Below are 19,067 nucleotides of genomic sequence, written 5' to 3'. Positions count from 1 at the left end.
AAGCAATAATCATTCCAAAAATTTTAAATTATTTAATTAATTTTATTATAATTTTAGAAGAACATAATTATAAAATCGTTAAAATATAGATTTTTGAGAATATAAATCAAGGTGAAGTATGAAAAAAGGTATTTTTTTATTGGTTTTTTTAAGTGTTTTTTTTAATGCGTGTAGTACGAAAAATGATGAAGGTTTATACAATCTTAGTGCTAGTGAGTGGTATAAGCAAATTATTAAAGATTTACAGGACAAGGATTTGGAAAAAGCCGATGATCATTATAATGGCATGGCAAGTGAGCACATTGCCGATCCTTTATTGGAAACTACTTTAATTATTTTAGCACAAGCTCATATGGATGAAGAGGAATATAAGTTAGCTGAATTTTATTTAGATGAATATAATAAAAAATTTGGAAATTCACGCAATGCTGATTATATTCGCTATCTTAAAATTAAAGCAAAATTTGATGCATTTGCAGTGCCAAATCGTAATCAGGCTTTAATGCTTGAAAGCCAAAAAGAAATAGATACTTTTTTGAAAGATTATCCTTATACAGAATATGAACCTTTGGTTCAGACAATGCTTACAAAATTTAATTTAGCGGTTTTTTATCTTAATAGTACTATAGAAAATCTATACCAGCGCATAGGGCATGATGAAAGTGCACAAATTTATAAACAAAGACTTCAAGAAAGTGAATTTTATCAGCAAAGTATTATCAAACCTGAGCTTCCTTGGTATAGAAGTATATTTGAAAGATTTTAATAAACAAGGAAAATAAATGCAGATTGAAGAGATACAAAATTATCCAGCAAATTTACCAGTATTGGTTGAAGATGAATTATTTTTATATCCTTTTATGATAACTCCTATTTTTATTAACGATTCATCCAATATGAAAGCTTTAGATCTTGCGATTAAAAATGATAGTATGCTTTTTGTTGCACCTTCAAGGTTGGAAAATGGAAGAAATTTTGATGAAATTTATAATTGTGGAGTGATTGGGACTATCATGCGAAAAGTTCCTTTACCTGATGGAAGAGTGAAAATACTTTTTCAAGGATATGCTAAGGGTAAAATTATAGAGCAAGTTTCTAATAAACCTTTGGAAGCCAAGATAGAACTTATAAAAGAAGACTTTTTAGAAGGAACTAAAAAAGAAGCACTTCTTGAAGTTTTAAAAGAGAAGGTAAAAAATTTGGCAAATATTAGTCATTATTTTTCTCCAGATCTTTTAAGAACAATTGAAGAAGGCTTTGATGCATCTAGGATTTGTGATTTGATTTTAAATACTGTGCGTATTAAAAAACAAGTTGCTTATGAGTTTTTTGTTTTAACAGATCTTGAGCAAAAATTAGTAAAATTAATAGATTTAATTGCTCAAGAAATAGAAGCCAATAAAATTCAAAAAGAAATTAAAAATAAAGTACATTCTCGTATTGACAAGGTAAATAAAGAATATTTTTTAAAAGAACAATTAAGACAAATTCAAAAAGAGCTTGGTTCTGATACACAAAAAGAAGATGAGGTTAGAGAATATCAAAAGCGTCTGGAGTTAAAGAAGAAATTTATGCACGAAGACGCTTATAAAGAAATCAAAAAACAAATTGAAAAATTCGAACGCATTCATCAAGATAATTCTGAAGCATCGATGATTCAAACTTACATAGAAACAGCATTAGATATTCCTTTTGAAAAAATTTCTAAGAAAAAACTTGATATTAAAGAAGTTTCAAAACAGCTCAACCATGATCATTATGCATTAAATAAACCAAAAGAACGCATAGAAGAATATTTTGCAGTTAGGGAACTTTTAGAAAAAAGAAAAATAGCAGAAAAAGATGGTGCTAAAGTTATACTTTGTCTTTATGGACCTCCTGGCGTGGGTAAAACTTCACTGGCAAATTCTGTTTCAAAAGCTTTAAAAAGAGAGCTTATTCGCATAGCCTTAGGCGGACTTGAAGATGTTAATGAGCTACGTGGTCATCGTAGAACTTATATAGGCGCTATGCCTGGACGTATTACCCAAGGACTCATAGAGGCAAAACAAATTAATCCTGTAATTGTATTGGATGAAATTGATAAATTAAATCGCAGTTTTAGAGGCGATCCAAGTGCGGTGCTTTTAGAAATTTTAGATCCAGAGCAAAATTCTAAATTTAGGGATTATTATTTAAATTTTAATATTGATTTAAGTAAAGTCATTTTTATAGCAACGGCAAATGATATTAGCAATATTCCTGCACCTTTAAGAGATAGAATGGAATTTATAGAACTTAGCTCTTATACTCCAAGTGAAAAATTTCATATAATGAAAAAATATTTAATTCCAGATGAGCTTAAAAAACATGGCTTAAAATCCAATGAATTATCTATTGATGATGAAACTATAGAGTTAATCATTAGTGATTATACTCGTGAATCAGGAGTCAGAAATTTGCGTCGCAAAGTGGCAGAGTTGTGTCGTAAGAGTGCTAAAAAACTACTTTTAGAAAATATTAAAAAAGTCATTATTAATACAAAAAATTTGAATGAATTTTTAGATAAAAAAGTTTTTGAAATAGAAAAAAATAATGGAGAAAATCAAGTAGGTCAGGTTAATGGTTTGGCTTGGACAAGTGTAGGTGGAGATGTTTTAAAAGTAGAGGCTGTAAAAATTAAAGGTAAAGGAGAATTAACGCTCACGGGAAGTTTGGGTGATGTAATGAAAGAATCAGCTAGAATTGCTTTTAGCATGATAAAAGTTTTAATCGATGAAGGAAAAATAAAAATACCTAAAAAAATAATTATCGATCCTAAAGTTAATGTTTATGATAGTTATAATATTCATATACATGTGCCAGATGGAGCTACTCCAAAAGATGGCCCAAGTGCAGGCATTACGATAAGCACAGCTATTGCTTCTATTTTTAGTGATAGAAAGGTTAAAGCAGATATTGCAATGACAGGTGAAATAGATTTAAAAGGAAAAGTTTTACCAATAGGTGGATTAAAAGAAAAATTAATTGCGGCTTATAAAGCAGATATAAAAATAGCTTTAATCCCAAGAAAAAATTACGAAAGGGATTTAAAAGATATTCCTAGTGAGGTTAGAGACAATATGGAAATCATTGCTGTTGATACTTTTAGTGATGTTTTAGAATATACTTTGGTTTAATTTTATTTTGAGAATAAATGTATATAAAAGCAAACTTTTTATAAGTTTGCTTTTAAAAGATTATAGTCCTTCAAAAGGATTATTGATTACTTCTTTTCTATCCACTATATAAGGGATAAGAGCTACATGTCTTGCACGTTTGATTGCAACTTCTACCATTTCTTGGTATTTTTTGCTTGTACCTGTTAAACGGCGTGGCATGATTTTAAATCTTTCAGATAAAGCATGTTTTAACATTGCTGTATCTTTATAATCAATAAATTCAACTTTTGCTTCAGTGTATTTGCAATATTTGCGAGAGTATTTTCTTTTTTCTGCCATAGTTTATCCTTTAAAATGGTAAATTAGTATCATCGCTATCATAAGCATCGATATCAATTTCTTTTAATTTTTCTTCGTGTTGTGGGTTTTGGTTTCTTTGTGGAGCAGGGTTTGCTTTTGCTTTATTAAAATTTTGATTTTCACTCATATAAGGATCATAGCTTTGATTTTCATAGTTTCCACTATAATTGTTGTTTGAAAAGCTATTATTGCCAATTCCACCTTGTTGTGGAGCATTGGAATTGCCGCCAAGCATTTCCATATTTTCAACTTGAATGCTATGTTTAGAGCGATTTTGCCCATTTTGATCACTCCATTGTTCAAATCTCAAACGTCCTTCTATGAGTACTTTTGAACCTTTTGTAAGGTATTGGTTTGCAACTTCTGCGGTGCGACCATAAAAGCTTATATCAATAAAGCAAGTTTCCTCTCTTTTTTCTCCATTTGTGGTAAATCTTCTTGTTACTGCGATAGCAGAAGCCCCAATAGCACTACCGCTTTGTGCATAACGCATTTCTATATCACGTGTAAGATTTCCAACCAAAACAACTTTGTTAAACATCTTTTTCCTTATTGAATTTCAGGAGCATCTAAAGGTTTGATTTCTTTTTTAGATTGCTTAATCCCGTGGCTTAGTTTTTTCCAAGCTGCAATTTCTTTTTTGTTTTCATATTTTACGATTAAAAATCTTATTACTTCTTCAGTGATTCTTAACACCCTTTCAAGCTCAGCGATCAAGTTTGTAGGAGCTTTGAAATAAATCACAAAATAAGTTCCTCTTTCGTATTTTTTGATTTTATACGCTAATTTTCTAGTGCCCATTGGAACAACAGTTTCAATTTCTGCACCATTTTTGGTTAGGACTTCTTTAACGAATTCCAACTTCGCATTCACTTCCTCTTCGGTAAGTGTTGGTTTTAAGATAAATAAAACCTCATAATGTTTCATTTTTTCTCCTTATGGATATTAAAGCCCATTTTCATGAGCAAGGATTTTGCATAAAGCAAGACTAAATTATATCAAAATATACTTAATTTATACTTCAATAAGTGTTGTAACTTTTTGTAATTACTGTTTATAATTTAAAGGTGAAATTTTAACCTTTTATCTTAATCCGTGATATAATTAATTTAAGTTGCGAATTGTTAAAAAAGGAGGGTGGATATGAATAGTACGAAACCTATTCGTTGGTTTACTTTTATCGTTTTAGTTATTGGCGGAGGAACTGTTTTTAAACTTTCCTCTTTAAAAGATGCCTTTTATGTGCCTATGCAAGAATTTATGAATCTTAGCAATACACAAATTGGACTCGCGCTCTCAGTTTATGGCATAGTGCAAACGGTAGGAAATTTTGCATCTATTTATATAGCAGATAGATTTTCTAAAAAAATACTCATTCCTTTTTCATTGGTTTGTGTGGGTTTGGTTGGAATTTATATTTCTACTTTTCCTTCTTTTTATGGAATTTTAATAGCTTGGGGTTTGCTTTCTTTATTTGGAGAAGTTGTGTATTGGCCTGTTTTGCTTAAAGCCATTCGCTTGCTTGGAGATTCTACTCAACAAGGAAGACTTTTCGGATTTTTAGAAGCAGGACGTGGTGTTATAGATACTATAGTTGCTTCTAGTGCTTTGGGAATTTTTTTACTTTTAGGGTCTGGTGCAGGTGGACTTAAGGCTGCTATATTATTTTATAGCGCTTGTGTGATTATAGCAGGTATTTTGGCATATTTTCTACTTGAAGATGACAAAATTAATACCCAAGATGAGCAAGGAAATGAAATCAGCAAAAACAAAACCGCTTGGAATGGAGTTATTAAAGCGATTAAAACTCCTGAAATTTGGGTGGTATCTTTGACCATTTTTACTATTTATTCTGTGTATTGTGGTTTGACTTATTTTATTCCATTTTTAAAAGATATTTATGGTATGCCTGTGGCTTTGGTTGGTGCTTATGGTATTATCAATCAATACACTTTAAAATTAGTAGGTGGGCCAATTGGGGGATATTTAGCAGATAAAACCTTTAAATCTTCAACAAGATATTTGCGTTTTGCTTTGATTTTAGGAGCCTTGGCCATATTAATTTTTGTTTTTATGCCTCATGAGAAATTAAATATTTATTTTGGTATGAGTTTAACCTTAGGTTTTGCCGCTCTTGTTTTTACTATGCGTGCGACATTTTTTGCACCTGTGGATGAGATAGAAGTACCTAGAGAAATTAGCGGAGCTGCTATGAGTATAGCTTGTATTTTTGGTTATTCTCCACAACTTTTTTGTTTTGCGCTTTATGGTTTTATGATCGATCATTTTAAAGGTTTATTAGGCTATCAAATTGTTTTTGCGTTAATGGGGATTTTTGCTATTTGTGGTGTGATTGTAACTACGATTTTACTTAAGATGATAGCTAGAAAAAAAGCATCAAAAGGAGTGGTATCATGAAAATAGGTTTAGAAACTGAAAGCATGCATTTATGGTTTCAAAATGGCAGGATGGATATATTTTCTTATATCGATTTTGCTAAAAATTTGGGCTGTGAGGGTGTGATTATAAATATCATTAAAGATTTTGGTTTGGATGAAGAATGGGGATGCTTAGGAAGCGATGACGAAAATCATCTTAAAAAAATTAAAGCTAAATTGGATGAATACAATATGTATTGTGAGATCGACTCTAAGGGTTTTAATAAAGATAAATTTGAAAAAATTGCTAAAGTAGCTTCTATTTTAGGCGCTAAAATTATACGCTCTTATGTGCCCTTAACCGATAAAAATAAAAAGGTTAAACATGCTAGCGATGGGGCTTATGATGATTCTAAAATTACTGCTAGATTCGATAAAGAAGATTTTTTAGCTACAAAGGATGAAATAAAAGCTTTGATACCGATTTTGGAAAAATATGATTTAAAACTTGCTATAGAAAATCATGAGTATCAAACTTCAGAGGATTTGCTTGATTTGTTGAAATTGATCAATCATCCTAAAATAGGATTTTTATATGATTTTGGAAATTCTATGATGGCCTATGAAGATCCTATAAAAGCTTGCAAAGACATGGCTAAATATACTTTTAGCACGCATTGTAAAGATCATATAGTTTTCATTGAAGAGGGTGTAGAATATGTTTGTGGCGTTCCTTTGGGAGAAGGAAATTTAGACATTAAAACTTGTGTAGAAATTCTTAAAAAAGAAGGACTTGACCGTATTAATGTAGAGCAATGTTATCCTTATTGTGCGACTTTTAAAAGAGAAAAAGGAACAGGCGGGGTTAAAGAATTAGGTAAAGGGGCTTTTAAGATAGAAAAATCTTTGTTTGAAGATTTAAAAGCTATGCAGTATTATTATCCTCAAGAAGTATCTCAAGAATGCTTAGAGAGGCTTTTAAAACTTCAAAAAAAAGGTTGTGAGAAAAGTGTAGAATATTTAAAAAGTATTATTTAGATAAAATTTGGAATAAATTTTGTTTAATATTTTCAAGCATGGCAAAACGTTTTTTATACATGGAGCGTTTTTGTGAAGGGATTTCTTCTAGGTTTTTTTGCGAGTGGTGGAGCTTGTAGTATTTGTGTTTATCGATTTTTATTAATTCTCCACCATTTTCTAGCCAAATTTTTTGATAATCTACAAAATAGCCTTTTTCTTTTCCTTTTTGAGAACGGATTTGATTTTTTTCATGTACACCTAAAGTAGCTTGAAGTTTTAAAATTTCACAAAGCATCTTAGAGCATTCTATAAGTAAAGCAACAGGGCGCAAACCATGACATTTTTTAGTTAAAATTTTATTAATTTCTAAAATATTAAAATCTTTGTATTTATATCCTTGTATGCAAGAAAGTAGAAGATTATTTTCTAAAGTAAAGCAAAAATTACATTGTGAAATAGTGTATTTTTTAAATTTTAAAGAAAAAGCCCAAAAACCTTCTTCGTAAACATTATGGTTATATCCTAAAAAAAGCTCAAAATCTTCATCAAAAGAAAAAATCATTTGTTCTTCGGGAAGAAATTTAAAACAAGTAAGTCCCTTATCAACATCATAAATAAGTGTTTTAACGCGTTCACTTGCTTTAAAACTTTTATCGCAAAATCTTCTTATAGCATTGTAGCAAGCATAGGGTCTTTGAGAGAAAAAGTCTTTTAAATGTTTATTTTTTTCTTCATTAAGCGTTTTTTCTAGAAGTCTTATTTGAGGAAAATATAGAATTTTTCTTGCTTGAAAACGCAAATAGCGCCAAAAGATGATACTTTTTCTTCTATCAGTAAAATTTGGAATAGGGTAGGAAAATTTTTTATTCACCTACAATCCTTGATATATCGTTATAAGTTGCAAAGAGCATCAAGCTTAAAAGTATTGCCATACCTGCATAACTTAAGTATTCAAAAGCACGCTGTGGAACCTTGCGTCTAAAAATCATTTCATAAATATTAAAAAGTATATGTCCTCCATCAAGCATAGGAATAGGTAAAAGATTTAAAATGCCTAAATTTATAGAAATTAAAGCAGTGATAAATAAAAGTAAAGTAAAGCTATTTTGTGCAGCCTTTGAGGTGATTTCAGTCATGGTAATAATACCGCCTAAATTTTTTGCTTCAACTTCGCCGCTTATGAGTTTTACTATACCCTTGATGATGAGTGTAGAAGCTTGAAAACTTTCTTGTGCGGCATATTTAAAACTTTCTAAACCTTGATGTTTTACAAGAGTGCTTGTACCATTTGGACTGATTCCAAGTTGAGGTTTTTCAATAATTTGCCCAAAGTCATTGTATCCTTGTCCTATTTTTGGAGTTAAGATAAATTCTAAATTTTTTCCTTCTCTATTGATTAATATTTTCAAAGGCTCTAAACTTAAATGCTTTGAAATTTCATCAAAGCTTTGAATTTTTACACCGTTGATTTCTAAGATAGTATCATTTTTTTGAAGTCCTATGTCTTGTGCAGCAGAGTTTGGCGCTATGTTTCCTATTTGTGGAGCAAGTTTGTTTAGACCTAAATTTCCTATGATAATATAAAGAAAAAAAGCTAAAATCAGGTTGAAAAATGGTCCAGCAAAAAGAATATAAATCTTTTTTAAGGGGCTTAAAATGCTATAGCTATCTTTGTCTAGATTTTCAAAACCAGGACGCATATCATCTTGTCCTTTAAGTTTAACATATCCTCCAAGTGGCAAAGCACTTAAGCGATAGTTTGTGCCTTTAAATTCACGTTCTATAAGACTTTTTCCAAATCCTATGCTAAAGACTTCAACTTTTACACCCAAAGATCTTGCAGCTAAAAAATGTCCTAATTCGTGAAAGAAGATTAAAAATGAGATGACTAAAACAGTTGCTAAAAATTCAATAGAATAAAATTTAATTCCTAAAATCAAAATAATAATTAAAAACAATAAAGATCTCATTTTTCTCCTTTTTTTTGAGCTTTTGTATAAGTATAGATGTATTCAAATCCAGAATAAAGAGTTAAAATCAAAGCTATGTAAAGTAGAATTTCACCGCCTATCCACTCCATGATTAAAAATCCTATCGCAGTCATTTGAAAAGCGGTTTTAAGCTTGCCTGCAAAAGAAGCATTGACATTTAAATTTTCACTGATCATTACAACTCTAAAACCCGTGATAAAAAATTCCCTTACTAGTATAATATAAATTACCCATTCATTAGCTTTTCCTGTAAGTAAAAGCCCTAAAAAAGCTGCCAAAACAAGCATTTTATCGGCTAATGGATCTAAGATTCCGCCCAGTTTTGTAGTTTGTTTCCAAGTTCTTGCAATGTATCCATCAAAAAAATCACTCAAAGCTGCTAATGAAAAAGTTAAAGCAGCAAAATAGTTAATCCAACTTTGATGAATATTTTCAAAATGATGAATTAATAAAAAAAATAGCAAAGGCGCTAAAACCATTCTAAAAACCGCCAAGATATTGGGTAAATTCATAACAAGCCTTGTGAAATTAAATGTAAAATTATAATCAAAATTGTATAAAATTTAAGCAAAGACTTAGTAAAAATACAAAAAAGAATCAGTTTATTTTTATTTAAATTTTGCTTTTAAGCAAAATTTAAATAAATTTTACAACTTCATCAAAACTAAAACGATTTTTTTGAGGATTTTTTTCATCGTTGCAATATCCTAAAGCCACCACCAAACTTGATCTTTCTTTTTGAATATCAAGTGATAAATAAGAATCAAGCTTTTCTTTATCAAAACCACCTATAGTACAACTTGCTATATTTAAAGCATTAGCACTATAAATTATGCTAGCTAGAGCTATATGAGCTTGTTCTCTTGCATAAGATATTTTTTGTTCTTGATTTAGAGATTTTAAAAAAGGCATATAAGTATCTAAGCGTTTTTGAATTTCTGTTTCACTCATATCTCTTTTTCTAAGTTTTTCTTCAAAATAATCTAAAAAATCAAGTCTTGAAATGATGATAATTAATACAGCGCAATCTTTTACATGTTTTTGTTGGTTGCAAATTTTAGAAAGCTCTTCTTTTCTTTTCTCATCTTGCACTACTATAAATTTCCAAGGTTCCAGTCCTAAGGAACTGGGGCTTAATCTTGCTATTTCTAAAATAGAATTTAAATCCTCTTTTTTGAGTTTTTCATTTTTAAAATTTCTACAAGAATATCTTGTGCTAAAAATTTCAAGTTCTTTTTTCATTATTTTTCCTTGTAAAATTCGACGACTTCATTAAAATTTAAGCGTTGAGTAGAATATTTTGGTTCGTGGGCTTTATATCCTAAGGATAAAATTACAGCAGTTTCAAAAGGATAAGTTAAATGAAGAAAATCATCAACCTTAGTTTTTTCAAAGCCACCTATCATACAAGAATCAATACCTAAGCTCATTGCAGCTAGCGACATTTGCATCATAGCAAGATAGCATTGAAGTTGTGCGTAATGATAGAGTTCATCATCATTCATTGCATTGGTTTTATGGGTGTAAATTTCTAAAATTTTTTGAAAATTTTCTTCGCTAGAACCTGAGAAACGACGCACTTGTTTTTGCGCAAATTCATCTTTGCTTTGAAGATCTTTTCTTGCTAGAAAAATAATATTATGACTCGCACTTGCTACATTTTGTTGATTGTAACATAGGGTTGAGAGTTTAAGATTGTGTTCTTTTTGTTCTAATACTACAAATTTCCAAGGCTCAAATCCATGTGAGCTCGGGGCTAAGACTCCACTTTCTAAGATACAATGCAAATCCTTTTCATTGATTTTTTTATCATTAAAAAGTTTACAAGCTCTGCGTTTTGAAATTAGTTCTTTAAAATTCATTTTATTCCTTAAAATCAAAAATAATAATATTAATTATAAAATGCAAAGCTTAATCAAAAAATATTATAGTTTGATATTTTTCTTAAAAACAAAACCGGATTTTTCAAAACCCATTTTTTGGATATAAAATTCATGAGCTTGTGTTCTAAAAAAACTTGAACTTAGTTCTAATTCTTCATATCCTTGATCTTTTGCCCAAATTTGGATTTTTTTCAAAAAAGCTTGACCTATACCTTTTCCTCTTAAAGTTTCATCTACGACAAAATCACAAATATAAAGACAATGATTATGATAAAGTACATTAAAGGGCATGACTCCACAAGCTGCTTTGTAGCTTCCCTCATTTTCATAGGCAAAAAGTTTATAATGTTGAGTTTGTGTAGCAAGTTGGATTTTGTCTAAAAAATCTTTCAGAGATAGGTTATTTCTTAATTGTTTTATCAAGGGATAAATTTTTTCCAAGTCTTCTTTTAGCTTAATTTCTTTCATTTTTAAATCCCTTAAATTTCAAAAATCTCAGGTTTTAATTTTAAAAGTAGGCAAAAAGTTGCCAAAACAGCTTGTTCTTGCATAAATTCACGATCTCCATCTAAATAAAGCGTTTCTTGGATAAAAGTTCCATCTCTAAACATTGCACCTATATAAATAGTGCCTGATTTTATTTTTCCCTCATCTTTTTCGCCAACTACTCCGCTAATAGCTAAGGCAAAATCAGGATTAGCTGTTTTAAAAATACCTTTTAGCATAAAATAAACACAACGTTCACTGTATTCGCCATTATTTTCTAAGACGCTTTCGCTAATTCCAAGCCATTCGTGTTTGATGCGGTTGGAATAACTTACAATAGAACCTTCAAAAATTTCACTTACACCTGAAATTTTGGTTAAGGTGCTTGCACAAAGTCCACCTGTGCAACTTTCAGCAAAAGAAATTTTTAATTTTTTTTCTAAAAGTTTAGAGCTTATAAAATGTATAGGATCTTTACCCAAAAACACCTTTTGTCCAAAAAGATTTTTTACGCTATTTAAAAAACCATCAAGTTTTCCAAAATTAGCGCAAGTGGCCTTAATAAGCACAAGATTATCTAAAAGCTTGGTTGATTTTATACTTATCTCATAAGATTTTGTTAGGGTTTGCAGTAGCAATATAGCGCTTTCATCATCCATACCAAAAATGCAAAAATATGCAAAATTTAATTTTATATACCCAAGAAGATTGGGTAATTTTTCGCTTGGATTTATTTTAACGACATTGATTTTTGAATTTGAAAAATTACACACAAAGCTATTTTTACTAAATTCTGCTTTATCTGGAACCAAGGTATCATCTTTTAAGATAAGATTATCATCATTTAAAGTTGCTAAAATTTTAGCAACAGTCGCATAATGCAAAGGGCTTGTAAATAAAGTGATAAAATCATACTGATTTAAGAGGTTTTCAAGCAAAAAGGGTAAATCTTTATCGGTTTTATTTTGTATGCGAATTTCGTTAATTTCTTTAAATTTTTCTTCATAAGTTCTATAAATATAATTTTTGAATTTTTCGTTTATAGTAAGCTCATCTCCTATAAGATAAAGCAAATGTTTCATAAATTTTCCTTTTTTCTTATAATTATAGCCAAAAACAAAGTAGAAATTAAAGCTAATTTGAGTAGAATTTAAGATTATTAAAAATTAGGTGGAAAAAATGGACTACAAAGAAACTCTACTTTTGCCCAGCACTACTTTTGCTATGCGGGCGAATTTAGCGGAACTTGAACCGCAAAGATTTAAAAAATGGTTTGAGCAAAGTTATGCTTATGAAAAAATGAAAGAAAATCGCAAAAATGCGAAAAAAAGTTTTACCTTACACGATGGCCCCCCTTATGCTAACGGACATATCCATATAGGACATGCTTTAAATAAAATTTTAAAAGAAACTATTATCAAAACGCATTATTTTAAAGGTGAGAGTGTGCGTTTTACTCCAGGGTGGGATTGTCATGGTTTACCTATAGAGCAACAAGTAGAAGTAAAGCTTGGAGAAAAGAAAAAAAGCTTAAGCAAGAAAGAAATTCGTGAGTTTTGCAGACAACATGCGAGTGAATTTGTAGATATCCAAAGAGAAGAATTTAAAAATTTAGGCATTATTGCAGATTGGGATAAGCCTTATTTGACTATGAAATTTGAGTTTGAAGCAGCGATTTATAGAACTTTATGTGAGATTGCTAAAAAAGGCTTACTTTGTGAGCGTTCTAAACCTGTTTTTTGGAGTTGGGCGGCAAAGTCAGCTTTAGCAGAAGCTGAAGTAGAATATCAAGATAAAGAGGATTATTCTATTTTTGTGGCTTTTGATTTGGATATAAAAGCTTGTGAAAAATTAGGCGTTTCAAAAGCAAGTGCAGTGATATGGACAACCACCCCTTGGACTTTGGTGGCTAATCAAGCTATAGCCTTAAATCCTAATGAAAATTATGTGATCACTAAAGAAGGTTTGATTTTTGCTAGTGCCTTACTTGAAGGTATGGTAGAAAAAGGACTTACAAGTGGAGAAATTCAAAAAGAATTAAATGCAAAAGAATTTGAAAAACTTGAAGCTATCAATCCTTTAAATGGAAGAAAATCTGTTTTAATTATGGGCGAGCATGTATTGATGGATGGTGGAAGTGGACTTGTACATACTGCACCAGGACATGGCGAAGATGATTACTATGCTTGTTTGAAATATGACATTGAGGTTTTAATGCCTGTTGATGATAGTGGATGTTATGATGAAACTTTAAGAGCTAAAGGGCTTTTGCCTTCTCATTTGCTTGAAGAGTTTATAGGTCTTCATATTTTTAAGGCCAATGAAAAAATTTTAGAACTTTTAGGCGAAAAACTGTTACATTCTTCTAAATTTATACACTCTTATCCATTTTGTTGGAGAACGCATAAGCCTGTGATTTATAGAGCTACTAAACAATGGTTTATTTTAATGGATGAACCAAAACTTCAAGGAAAAACTTTAAGAGAGTGTGCAAAAGAACAACTTTTAAAAACAACCTTTTATCCGCAAAGTGGGATAAAAAGAATAGGTTCTATGGTGGAAAATCGCCCAGATTGGTGTATTTCAAGACAAAGGGACTGGGGAACGCCTATAGCCTTTTTTAGAGATAAAAACACTAAAGAAGTGATTTTTGATGATGAACTTTTTGACTTTGTAGCAGCTATTTTTGAAAAACACGGTGCTGATGCGTGGTGGGAGTTTGAAATCAAAGATTTAATTCCTACAAATTCAAAATACAAAGCTGAAAATTTAGAAAAAGTATATGATATTTTAGATGTTTGGTTTGATAGCGGAAGTACTTTTAATGCAGTTTTAAATAGCGGACTTTATGACGCAGGAGAAAAAAGAGCAAGTATGTATTTAGAAGGAAGCGATCAGCATCGGGGTTGGTTTCAAAGCTCTTTGCTTGTAGGTACAGCGATCAATGAAAGCGCACCTTATGAAAGCATTTTAACTCATGGTTTTACCACCGATGAAAAAGGGCAAAAAATGTCTAAATCTAAAGGCAACGTGATCGCTCCTGAATATGTAGCAAAAACCTATGGAGTTGAAATTTTAAGACTTTGGATACTTTTAAGTGATTATTCAAGTGATTTAAAAATTTCAGACAATATCTTAAAACAAGTAGGCGAACAATACCGCAAAATAAGAAACACTATAAGATTTTTACTTGCTAATACAAATGACTTAAAAGATTTAGAAGTTAAAGAATTTAGTTTTATTGATAAATGGATATTAAGTCGTGCAACTAAAGTTTTTAAAGCAAGTAAAGAAGCATTTTTTGCTTATGAATTTGCTAAAGGTTTTAGTTTGCTTTTAAATTTCTTAAGTGCGGATTTAAGTGGGATTTATCTTGATATCAGTAAAGATAGACTTTATTGCGATAGTGAAAATGCTCAAAGAAGAAAATCTGCTCAAGTGGCTATGGCTTTGATAGCAAAAGAACTTTTAAATTTACTTGCTCCAAATTTAAGCTATAGTGTAGATGAGGCTTTAGAACATGCTAATGTTTTAATCAAAGGCGATGCAAAAGATGTATTTGATTTGAGTTTAACTCAGGATTTTGATTATGATTTTGGTATAGATGATACATTTTTAATGAGTGCTAGAGAGAAATTTTTTGAACAAATTGATATGCTTAAAAAAGATAAAATCATTAAATCCACCTTGGAATTAAATTTAAACATTAGTTTTAATAAATTCCCAAATGAGGAATTAGCCGATTGGTTTATGGTAAGTCAAATCAGTAATGAAAATGAAGAAATTTTGGCTGAATTTGAAGTAGAGAATGAGAAATTTAAAATCACCAAAGCTTCACTTTGTAAATGCCCAAGATGTTGGAAACTTCAAAGTAAAGATGAAGAAACACCTTGTTTAAGATGTGAAGAAGTTTTAAAAGGGGTTTAATGTTAGAAAATCCTATTCCAAATAGTATTATCATTGCAACTATAGCGGTGGTTTTGGCTTTTAGTGCTTTAGCAGTATTTTTGATCAAAAAAACAAAGGAAAATAAATGATAACTTTAAAAGAAGCTTTAAAATACTCCAAAGAAGAACTTGAAAATTTAAAAAAAGAACTCAATGAAAAAGCAAAAAAAGAAAAAAAAATAGGTGCTTATATCGAACAATTTTTAGATAAGGACTTAAGTGTTTCAGGTGAAGGTGTGCCTGTAGCTATAAAAGATAATATCAGTGTAAAGGGCTGGGAGCTTACTAGTGCGAGTAAGATTTTACAAGGTTATATCGCTCCTTATGATGCAAGTGCGATTGTTAATTTAAAGGCTAACGGTTTTTCTCCTTTTGGGCGTTGCAATATGGATGAATTTGCTATGGGAAGTTCAACAGCGAGTTCTTGTTATGGAAAAACTTTAAATCCTTTAAATTTTGAGCGTGTTCCAGGTGGGTCAAGTGGTGGAAGTGCTGCTGCGGTAGCGGGTGGCTTGGCTTTAGCAAGTTTAGGTTCTGATACAGGTGGATCTGTGCGCCAACCTGCGGCTTTTTGTGGTTGTGTAGGATTTAAACCGAGTTATGGAAGAGTAAGTCGCTATGGTTTGGCTTCTTATTCTTCAAGTTTGGATCAAATCGGAGTTTTAACGCAAAATGTAGAAGATGCGGCAATTTTATATGATGCGATCGCAGGATATGATAAAATGGATAGCACGAGTGCAAATATCGAGTTTATCAAAACCGCTTCAAATTTAAATGCAAATAAAAAATTAAAAATCGCAGTGATTGAAAATTATGTCAATGATGCAGATAGCGAAGTAAAAAACGCACTTTTAAAAACCATAGATATGTTAAAAGCTAATGGACATGAGATTGTATATAAAAATTTGCTTGATTCTAAGTTTGATATCGCAGCGTATTATATCATCGCAACAGCTGAAGCAAGTGCAAATTTAAGTCGTTATGATGGGGTGCGTTATGGCAAGCGTTCTGAAAATATCCAAAATTTAAAAGAAATGTATGTAAATACACGCAGCGAAGGTTTTGGCGAAGAAGTAAAAAGAAGAATTTTGTTAGGAACTTTTGTTTTAAGTAGTGGATATTATGATGCGTATTATATCAAAGCACAAAAAGCTAGAGCTTTTATCAAGGCAAAATATGAAGAAATTTTGCAAGATTGTGATCTTATTTTTATGCCTGTAACTCCTACAACAGCTTTTAAATTTGATACTCAAAAAAGCCCTATGCAAACTTATTTAGAAGATGTTTATACTATCTCTGTAAATTTAGCAGGACTTGGAGGCATTAGTGTGCCTGTTGCAAAAGATAAAGAAGGGCTTAATATATCAGCACAACTGATTTGCAAAGCTTATGATGAACAAACCTTGTTAGACGGGGCTTTAAGTTTAGAACAAATGATTAAAAATTAAGGATGAAAGATGAAAATTGTAAAAAGAGCTTTAACTTTTGAAGATGTATTATTGCGTCCTGGGTATTCTGAAGTTCTACCTAAGGAAGCAAAAATTCACACTAAACTAACAAAAAATATCACTTTAAATATGCCTTTAATCTCTGCGGCTATGGATACCGTTACCGAACACAGAGCTGCTATCATGATGGCAAGACTTGGAGGACTTGGAGTGATTCATAAAAATATGGATATAGCCTCGCAGGTTAGAGAAGTAAAAAGAGTGAAAAAAAGCGAAAGCGGAGTGATTATCGATCCTATTTTTGTAAGTCCTAAAGCAAGTGTTGCGGAAGCTTTAGAAATTATGGCAGAGTATAGAATTTCAGGTGTTCCTGTAGTAGATGAAGATAAGAAACTAATAGGCATACTTACCAATCGTGATTTAAGATTTGAGAGTGATTTTTCAAATTTGGTTGAAAATGTTATGACTAAAATGCCTTTAATTACTGCTCCAAAGGGTTGTACTTTAGATGATGCGGAAAAAATTTTTAGCACCAACAAAGTAGAAAAACTTCCTATAGTTGATGAACAAGGACGCTTGGAAGGACTTATCACTATAAAAGATCTTAAAAAACGCAAAGAATATCCTGATGCCAATAAAGATAATTTTGGAAGATTACGCGTGGGTGCGGCTATAGGAGTAGGGCAAATGGATCGTGTGGATGCTTTAGTTGAAGCTGGCGTTGATGTTGTTGTGCTTGATTCTGCGCATGGACATTCTAAGGGTATTATTGATACGGTAAAAGCGATTAAAACTAAATATCCAAATTTAGATCTTATCGCAGGAAATATCGCCACTGCAGCTGCAGCAAAAGCACTTTGTGAAGCAGGAGTAGATGCGGTTAAAGTAGGTATTGGGCCAGGAAGTATTTGTACTACACGTATTGTTTCAGGTGTGGGCGTGCCTCAAATTTCAGCCATTGATGAATGCGTAGAAGAAGCAAATAAATTTGGCGTTCCTGTGATAGCTGATGGCGGGATTAAATATTCAGGTGATATCGCAAAAGCTTTAGCTGTAGGTGCGAGTTCTGTTATGATAGGATCGCTTTTAGCTGGAACGGATGAGAGTCCAGGAGAGCTTTTTACTTATCAAGGAAGACAATATAAGTCTTATCGTGGTATGGGCTCACTTGGGGCTATGCAAAAGGGAAGTTCGGATAGATATTTTCAGCAAGGTACTGCTCAAGATAAACTCGTTCCTGAAGGTATAGAAGGGCGTGTTCCTTATGTGGGAAGTATAAGAAGCGTGGTGCATCAACTTTTAGGAGGTTTGCGTTCTTCTATGGGTTATGTTGGGGCTAAAGATATAGAAGATTTTCAAAAAAGAGCCGAATTTGTTGAAATTACCACTGCAGGGCTTAAAGAAAGTCACGTGCATGATGTTACTATCACTCATGAAGCACCAAATTACAAGGTCAATCATCAATGAGTTTTGAAGAAAATTTAAAACACGCTAATGAATCTTTGGAAAAATTAAACAATCAAGAGCTTGCCTTAGATGAAAGTGTAAAAATTTACAAAGAAGGTTTAGAGAGTATCAAAAAAGCAAGACTTGAGCTTGAAAAAGCAAAATTAGAAGTGGAGCAAATCGATGAGTAAAATAGCGGCTTTACAGTTTCCAACTTTAGCTTTAAGTGAATCAAGGCTTGATTATTATCTTAAAGCTTCAAAAGACAATGGGGCAAATTTGGTAGTTTTGGGCGAATATGTGATCAATAGTTTTTTTACAGAACTTTTACATATGCCAAGAAATATGATAAAAGAACAAAGCGAAGCCAAAAAAGAAAGTTTAATTAAATTTGCTAAAAAATATGAATTAGAAATCATCGCTCCTTATGTAAGCGTTGAAGCTAAAAGTTATAAAAAACTTTGCTTAAAAGTTACTCCAAATGGTGTTAAAAGTTATGAACAGCAAATTTTAATGCCTTATGAACATTGGAATGAAGAAAAATTTTTCAGCAACAAAACTCCATCAGAGTTAAAAATTTTTACTTTTAATTATGAAAAATTAAAATATGCCTTACTTTTTGGTTTTGAGACCCATTTTGATATCTTTTGGCAGCAGATTATGGCGAAAAAAATTGATTTGGTTATCGTTCCTAGTGCTTGCACCTTTGAAAGCAAACAAAGATGGGAAGAACTTTTAAAAACAAGAGCTTTTTTAAATTCTACAAGCATTTTAAGAGTAAATCGCATAGGCAAAACAAAAGATGAATGGAATTTTTACGGCGATACTTTGTTTATTAATGCTTTTGGTGAGATAGAAAGTAAATTAGGTTCTGAAGAAGAAATGCTTATCATAGAGCCTAAAAAAAGCGATGAGGCAAGAAAACTTTGGGCTTTTGATAAAATTCTTAAGAATTTTTAAAGAAGGTG

Annotated in this window: 20 protein-coding genes; 10 read left to right on the top strand and 10 right to left on the bottom strand. The window is 31.2% G+C overall.

Going from position 1 to position 19,067, the window contains the following annotated elements; all coding sequences use genetic code 11:
* Nucleotides 1-118 precede the first annotated feature (118 nt).
* Nucleotides 119-766, top strand: a complete 648-nt coding sequence (gene bamD, locus AJ939_RS02440) for an outer membrane protein assembly factor BamD (RefSeq protein WP_002861799.1) — start codon at nt 119-121, stop codon at nt 764-766.
* A 16-nt stretch (nt 767-782) separates the two neighbouring features.
* On the top strand, nt 783-3,158 hold the full coding sequence (lon, locus tag AJ939_RS02435; protein ID WP_002870546.1) for an endopeptidase La: 2,376 nt from the start codon (nt 783-785) through the stop codon (nt 3,156-3,158).
* Nucleotides 3,159-3,218: 60 nt separating this feature from the next.
* On the opposite strand, the gene rpsR is transcribed toward lon, so the two are convergent.
* Genes rpsR through rpsF form a run of 3 tightly spaced genes read right to left on the bottom strand, consistent with a single transcriptional unit; the run spans nt 3,219 to nt 4,427 of the window.
* Entirely contained in the window at nt 3,219-3,479 is a 261-nt protein-coding gene (gene rpsR / locus AJ939_RS02430; protein WP_002853032.1) for a 30S ribosomal protein S18, read from the bottom strand.
* A gap of 10 nt (nt 3,480-3,489) precedes the next feature.
* The gene (locus AJ939_RS02425; protein WP_002861797.1) at nt 3,490-4,041 is read right to left on the bottom strand and encodes a single-stranded DNA-binding protein; all 552 of its coding nucleotides are present in this window, start codon (nt 4,039-4,041) and stop codon (nt 3,490-3,492) included.
* A gap of 8 nt (nt 4,042-4,049) precedes the next feature.
* Nucleotides 4,050-4,427: a 30S ribosomal protein S6 gene (rpsF, locus tag AJ939_RS02420; protein ID WP_070276530.1), complete on the bottom strand. Its 378-nt coding sequence runs from the start codon at nt 4,425-4,427 to the stop codon at nt 4,050-4,052.
* Nucleotides 4,428-4,643: 216 nt separating this feature from the next.
* Between rpsF and AJ939_RS02415 the strand changes: the two genes are divergently transcribed.
* Nucleotides 4,644-5,918 carry an MFS transporter gene (locus AJ939_RS02415; RefSeq protein WP_070210250.1) on the top strand — a complete coding sequence of 425 codons (1,275 nt, stop codon included), beginning with the start codon at nt 4,644-4,646 and terminating at the stop codon, nt 5,916-5,918.
* Nucleotides 5,915-6,916, top strand: coding sequence for a sugar phosphate isomerase/epimerase family protein (locus tag AJ939_RS02410; RefSeq protein ID WP_044306074.1), 1,002 nt, complete (start codon nt 5,915-5,917; stop codon nt 6,914-6,916). The genes AJ939_RS02415 and AJ939_RS02410 overlap by 4 nt, the downstream gene beginning before the upstream one ends.
* Here the strand turns inward: AJ939_RS02410 and AJ939_RS02405 are convergent.
* The 7 genes from AJ939_RS02405 to AJ939_RS02375 all read right to left on the bottom strand — a co-directional run bounded on the left by AJ939_RS02405 (nt 6,909) and on the right by AJ939_RS02375 (nt 12,340).
* On the bottom strand, nt 6,909-7,769 hold the full coding sequence (locus AJ939_RS02405) for a VirK family antimicrobial peptide resistance protein (protein WP_070276532.1): 861 nt from the start codon (nt 7,767-7,769) through the stop codon (nt 6,909-6,911). The two genes, AJ939_RS02410 and AJ939_RS02405, sit on opposite strands and share 8 nt — an antisense overlap.
* Nucleotides 7,762-8,868 (bottom strand): RIP metalloprotease RseP, encoded by a 1,107-nt coding sequence (gene rseP / locus AJ939_RS02400; protein WP_070276533.1) that lies wholly within the window; start codon nt 8,866-8,868, stop codon nt 7,762-7,764. Before rseP ends, AJ939_RS02405 begins: the two co-directional genes overlap by 8 nt.
* Nucleotides 8,865-9,401 carry a CDP-diacylglycerol--glycerol-3-phosphate 3-phosphatidyltransferase gene (pgsA, locus tag AJ939_RS02395; RefSeq protein WP_044780215.1) on the bottom strand — a complete coding sequence of 179 codons (537 nt, stop codon included), beginning with the start codon at nt 9,399-9,401 and terminating at the stop codon, nt 8,865-8,867. Before pgsA ends, rseP begins: the two co-directional genes overlap by 4 nt.
* Before the next feature lie 124 nt (nt 9,402-9,525).
* On the bottom strand, nt 9,526-10,131 hold the full coding sequence (locus AJ939_RS02390; RefSeq protein ID WP_002861791.1) for an NAD(P)H-dependent oxidoreductase: 606 nt from the start codon (nt 10,129-10,131) through the stop codon (nt 9,526-9,528).
* On the bottom strand, nt 10,131-10,751 hold the full coding sequence (locus AJ939_RS02385) for an NAD(P)H-dependent oxidoreductase (RefSeq protein ID WP_002880780.1): 621 nt from the start codon (nt 10,749-10,751) through the stop codon (nt 10,131-10,133). Before AJ939_RS02385 ends, AJ939_RS02390 begins: the two co-directional genes overlap by 1 nt.
* Before the next feature lie 63 nt (nt 10,752-10,814).
* The gene (locus AJ939_RS02380; RefSeq protein WP_070274746.1) at nt 10,815-11,240 is read right to left on the bottom strand and encodes a GNAT family N-acetyltransferase; all 426 of its coding nucleotides are present in this window, start codon (nt 11,238-11,240) and stop codon (nt 10,815-10,817) included.
* Between the two features lie 11 nt (nt 11,241-11,251).
* Nucleotides 11,252-12,340, bottom strand: coding sequence for a CinA family protein (locus AJ939_RS02375; RefSeq protein ID WP_070242930.1), 1,089 nt, complete (start codon nt 12,338-12,340; stop codon nt 11,252-11,254).
* Between the two features lie 97 nt (nt 12,341-12,437).
* Here AJ939_RS02375 and ileS point away from each other — a divergent pair, with 97 nt between their 5' ends.
* Genes ileS through AJ939_RS02345 form a run of 6 tightly spaced genes read left to right on the top strand, consistent with a single transcriptional unit; the run spans nt 12,438 to nt 19,059 of the window.
* On the top strand, nt 12,438-15,185 hold the full coding sequence (gene ileS, locus AJ939_RS02370) for an isoleucine--tRNA ligase (protein ID WP_070276535.1): 2,748 nt from the start codon (nt 12,438-12,440) through the stop codon (nt 15,183-15,185).
* Nucleotides 15,185-15,295: a hypothetical protein gene (locus AJ939_RS02365; protein ID WP_002880777.1), complete on the top strand. Its 111-nt coding sequence runs from the start codon at nt 15,185-15,187 to the stop codon at nt 15,293-15,295. The genes ileS and AJ939_RS02365 overlap by 1 nt, the downstream gene beginning before the upstream one ends.
* Nucleotides 15,292-16,653, top strand: a complete 1,362-nt coding sequence (gene gatA, locus AJ939_RS02360) for an Asp-tRNA(Asn)/Glu-tRNA(Gln) amidotransferase subunit GatA (protein WP_002880776.1) — start codon at nt 15,292-15,294, stop codon at nt 16,651-16,653. The genes AJ939_RS02365 and gatA overlap by 4 nt, the downstream gene beginning before the upstream one ends.
* Nucleotides 16,654-16,662: 9 nt before the next feature.
* A complete protein-coding gene (guaB, locus tag AJ939_RS02355) occupies nt 16,663-18,120 on the top strand; it encodes an IMP dehydrogenase (protein ID WP_070276537.1) in 1,458 nt (485 codons plus the stop codon).
* On the top strand, nt 18,117-18,290 hold the full coding sequence (xseB, locus tag AJ939_RS02350; RefSeq protein WP_002853034.1) for an exodeoxyribonuclease VII small subunit: 174 nt from the start codon (nt 18,117-18,119) through the stop codon (nt 18,288-18,290). Before guaB ends, xseB begins: the two co-directional genes overlap by 4 nt.
* On the top strand, nt 18,283-19,059 hold the full coding sequence (locus AJ939_RS02345) for a carbon-nitrogen hydrolase family protein (RefSeq protein ID WP_070276539.1): 777 nt from the start codon (nt 18,283-18,285) through the stop codon (nt 19,057-19,059). The genes xseB and AJ939_RS02345 overlap by 8 nt, the downstream gene beginning before the upstream one ends.
* Nucleotides 19,060-19,067: the final 8 nt, after the last annotated feature.

The organism is Campylobacter sp. BCW_6889 (assembly GCF_001762535.1).
In the GTDB taxonomy this organism is placed as follows: Bacteria; Campylobacterota; Campylobacteria; order Campylobacterales; family Campylobacteraceae; genus Campylobacter_D; species Campylobacter_D jejuni.
The sequence above is the reverse complement of the archived record's forward strand: the minus strand, read 5'-3'. Positions and strand labels throughout refer to the sequence as shown.

Bases quoted from the DNA above. Each gene is read 5' to 3' on its own strand.
- bamD (WP_002861799.1), top strand. From the start codon at position 119: ATGAAAAAAGGTATTTTTTTATTGGTTTTTTTAAGTGTTTTTTTTAAT.
- lon (WP_002870546.1), top strand. From the start codon at position 783: ATGCAGATTGAAGAGATACAAAATTATCCAGCAAATTTACCAGTATTG.
- rpsR (WP_002853032.1), bottom strand. From the start codon at position 3,479: ATGGCAGAAAAAAGAAAATACTCTCGCAAATATTGCAAATACACTGAA.
- AJ939_RS02425 (WP_002861797.1), bottom strand. From the start codon at position 4,041: ATGTTTAACAAAGTTGTTTTGGTTGGAAATCTTACACGTGATATAGAA.
- rpsF (WP_070276530.1), bottom strand. From the start codon at position 4,427: ATGAAACATTATGAGGTTTTATTTATCTTAAAACCAACACTTACCGAA.
- AJ939_RS02415 (WP_070210250.1), top strand. From the start codon at position 4,644: ATGAATAGTACGAAACCTATTCGTTGGTTTACTTTTATCGTTTTAGTT.
- AJ939_RS02410 (WP_044306074.1), top strand. From the start codon at position 5,915: ATGAAAATAGGTTTAGAAACTGAAAGCATGCATTTATGGTTTCAAAAT.
- rseP (WP_070276533.1), bottom strand. From the start codon at position 8,868: ATGAGATCTTTATTGTTTTTAATTATTATTTTGATTTTAGGAATTAAA.
- pgsA (WP_044780215.1), bottom strand. From the start codon at position 9,401: ATGAATTTACCCAATATCTTGGCGGTTTTTAGAATGGTTTTAGCGCCT.
- AJ939_RS02390 (WP_002861791.1), bottom strand. From the start codon at position 10,131: ATGAAAAAAGAACTTGAAATTTTTAGCACAAGATATTCTTGTAGAAAT.
- AJ939_RS02385 (WP_002880780.1), bottom strand. From the start codon at position 10,751: ATGAATTTTAAAGAACTAATTTCAAAACGCAGAGCTTGTAAACTTTTT.
- AJ939_RS02380 (WP_070274746.1), bottom strand. From the start codon at position 11,240: ATGAAAGAAATTAAGCTAAAAGAAGACTTGGAAAAAATTTATCCCTTG.
- AJ939_RS02375 (WP_070242930.1), bottom strand. From the start codon at position 12,340: ATGAAACATTTGCTTTATCTTATAGGAGATGAGCTTACTATAAACGAA.
- ileS (WP_070276535.1), top strand. From the start codon at position 12,438: ATGGACTACAAAGAAACTCTACTTTTGCCCAGCACTACTTTTGCTATG.
- AJ939_RS02365 (WP_002880777.1), top strand. From the start codon at position 15,185: ATGTTAGAAAATCCTATTCCAAATAGTATTATCATTGCAACTATAGCG.
- gatA (WP_002880776.1), top strand. From the start codon at position 15,292: ATGATAACTTTAAAAGAAGCTTTAAAATACTCCAAAGAAGAACTTGAA.
- guaB (WP_070276537.1), top strand. From the start codon at position 16,663: ATGAAAATTGTAAAAAGAGCTTTAACTTTTGAAGATGTATTATTGCGT.
- xseB (WP_002853034.1), top strand. From the start codon at position 18,117: ATGAGTTTTGAAGAAAATTTAAAACACGCTAATGAATCTTTGGAAAAA.
- AJ939_RS02345 (WP_070276539.1), top strand. From the start codon at position 18,283: ATGAGTAAAATAGCGGCTTTACAGTTTCCAACTTTAGCTTTAAGTGAA.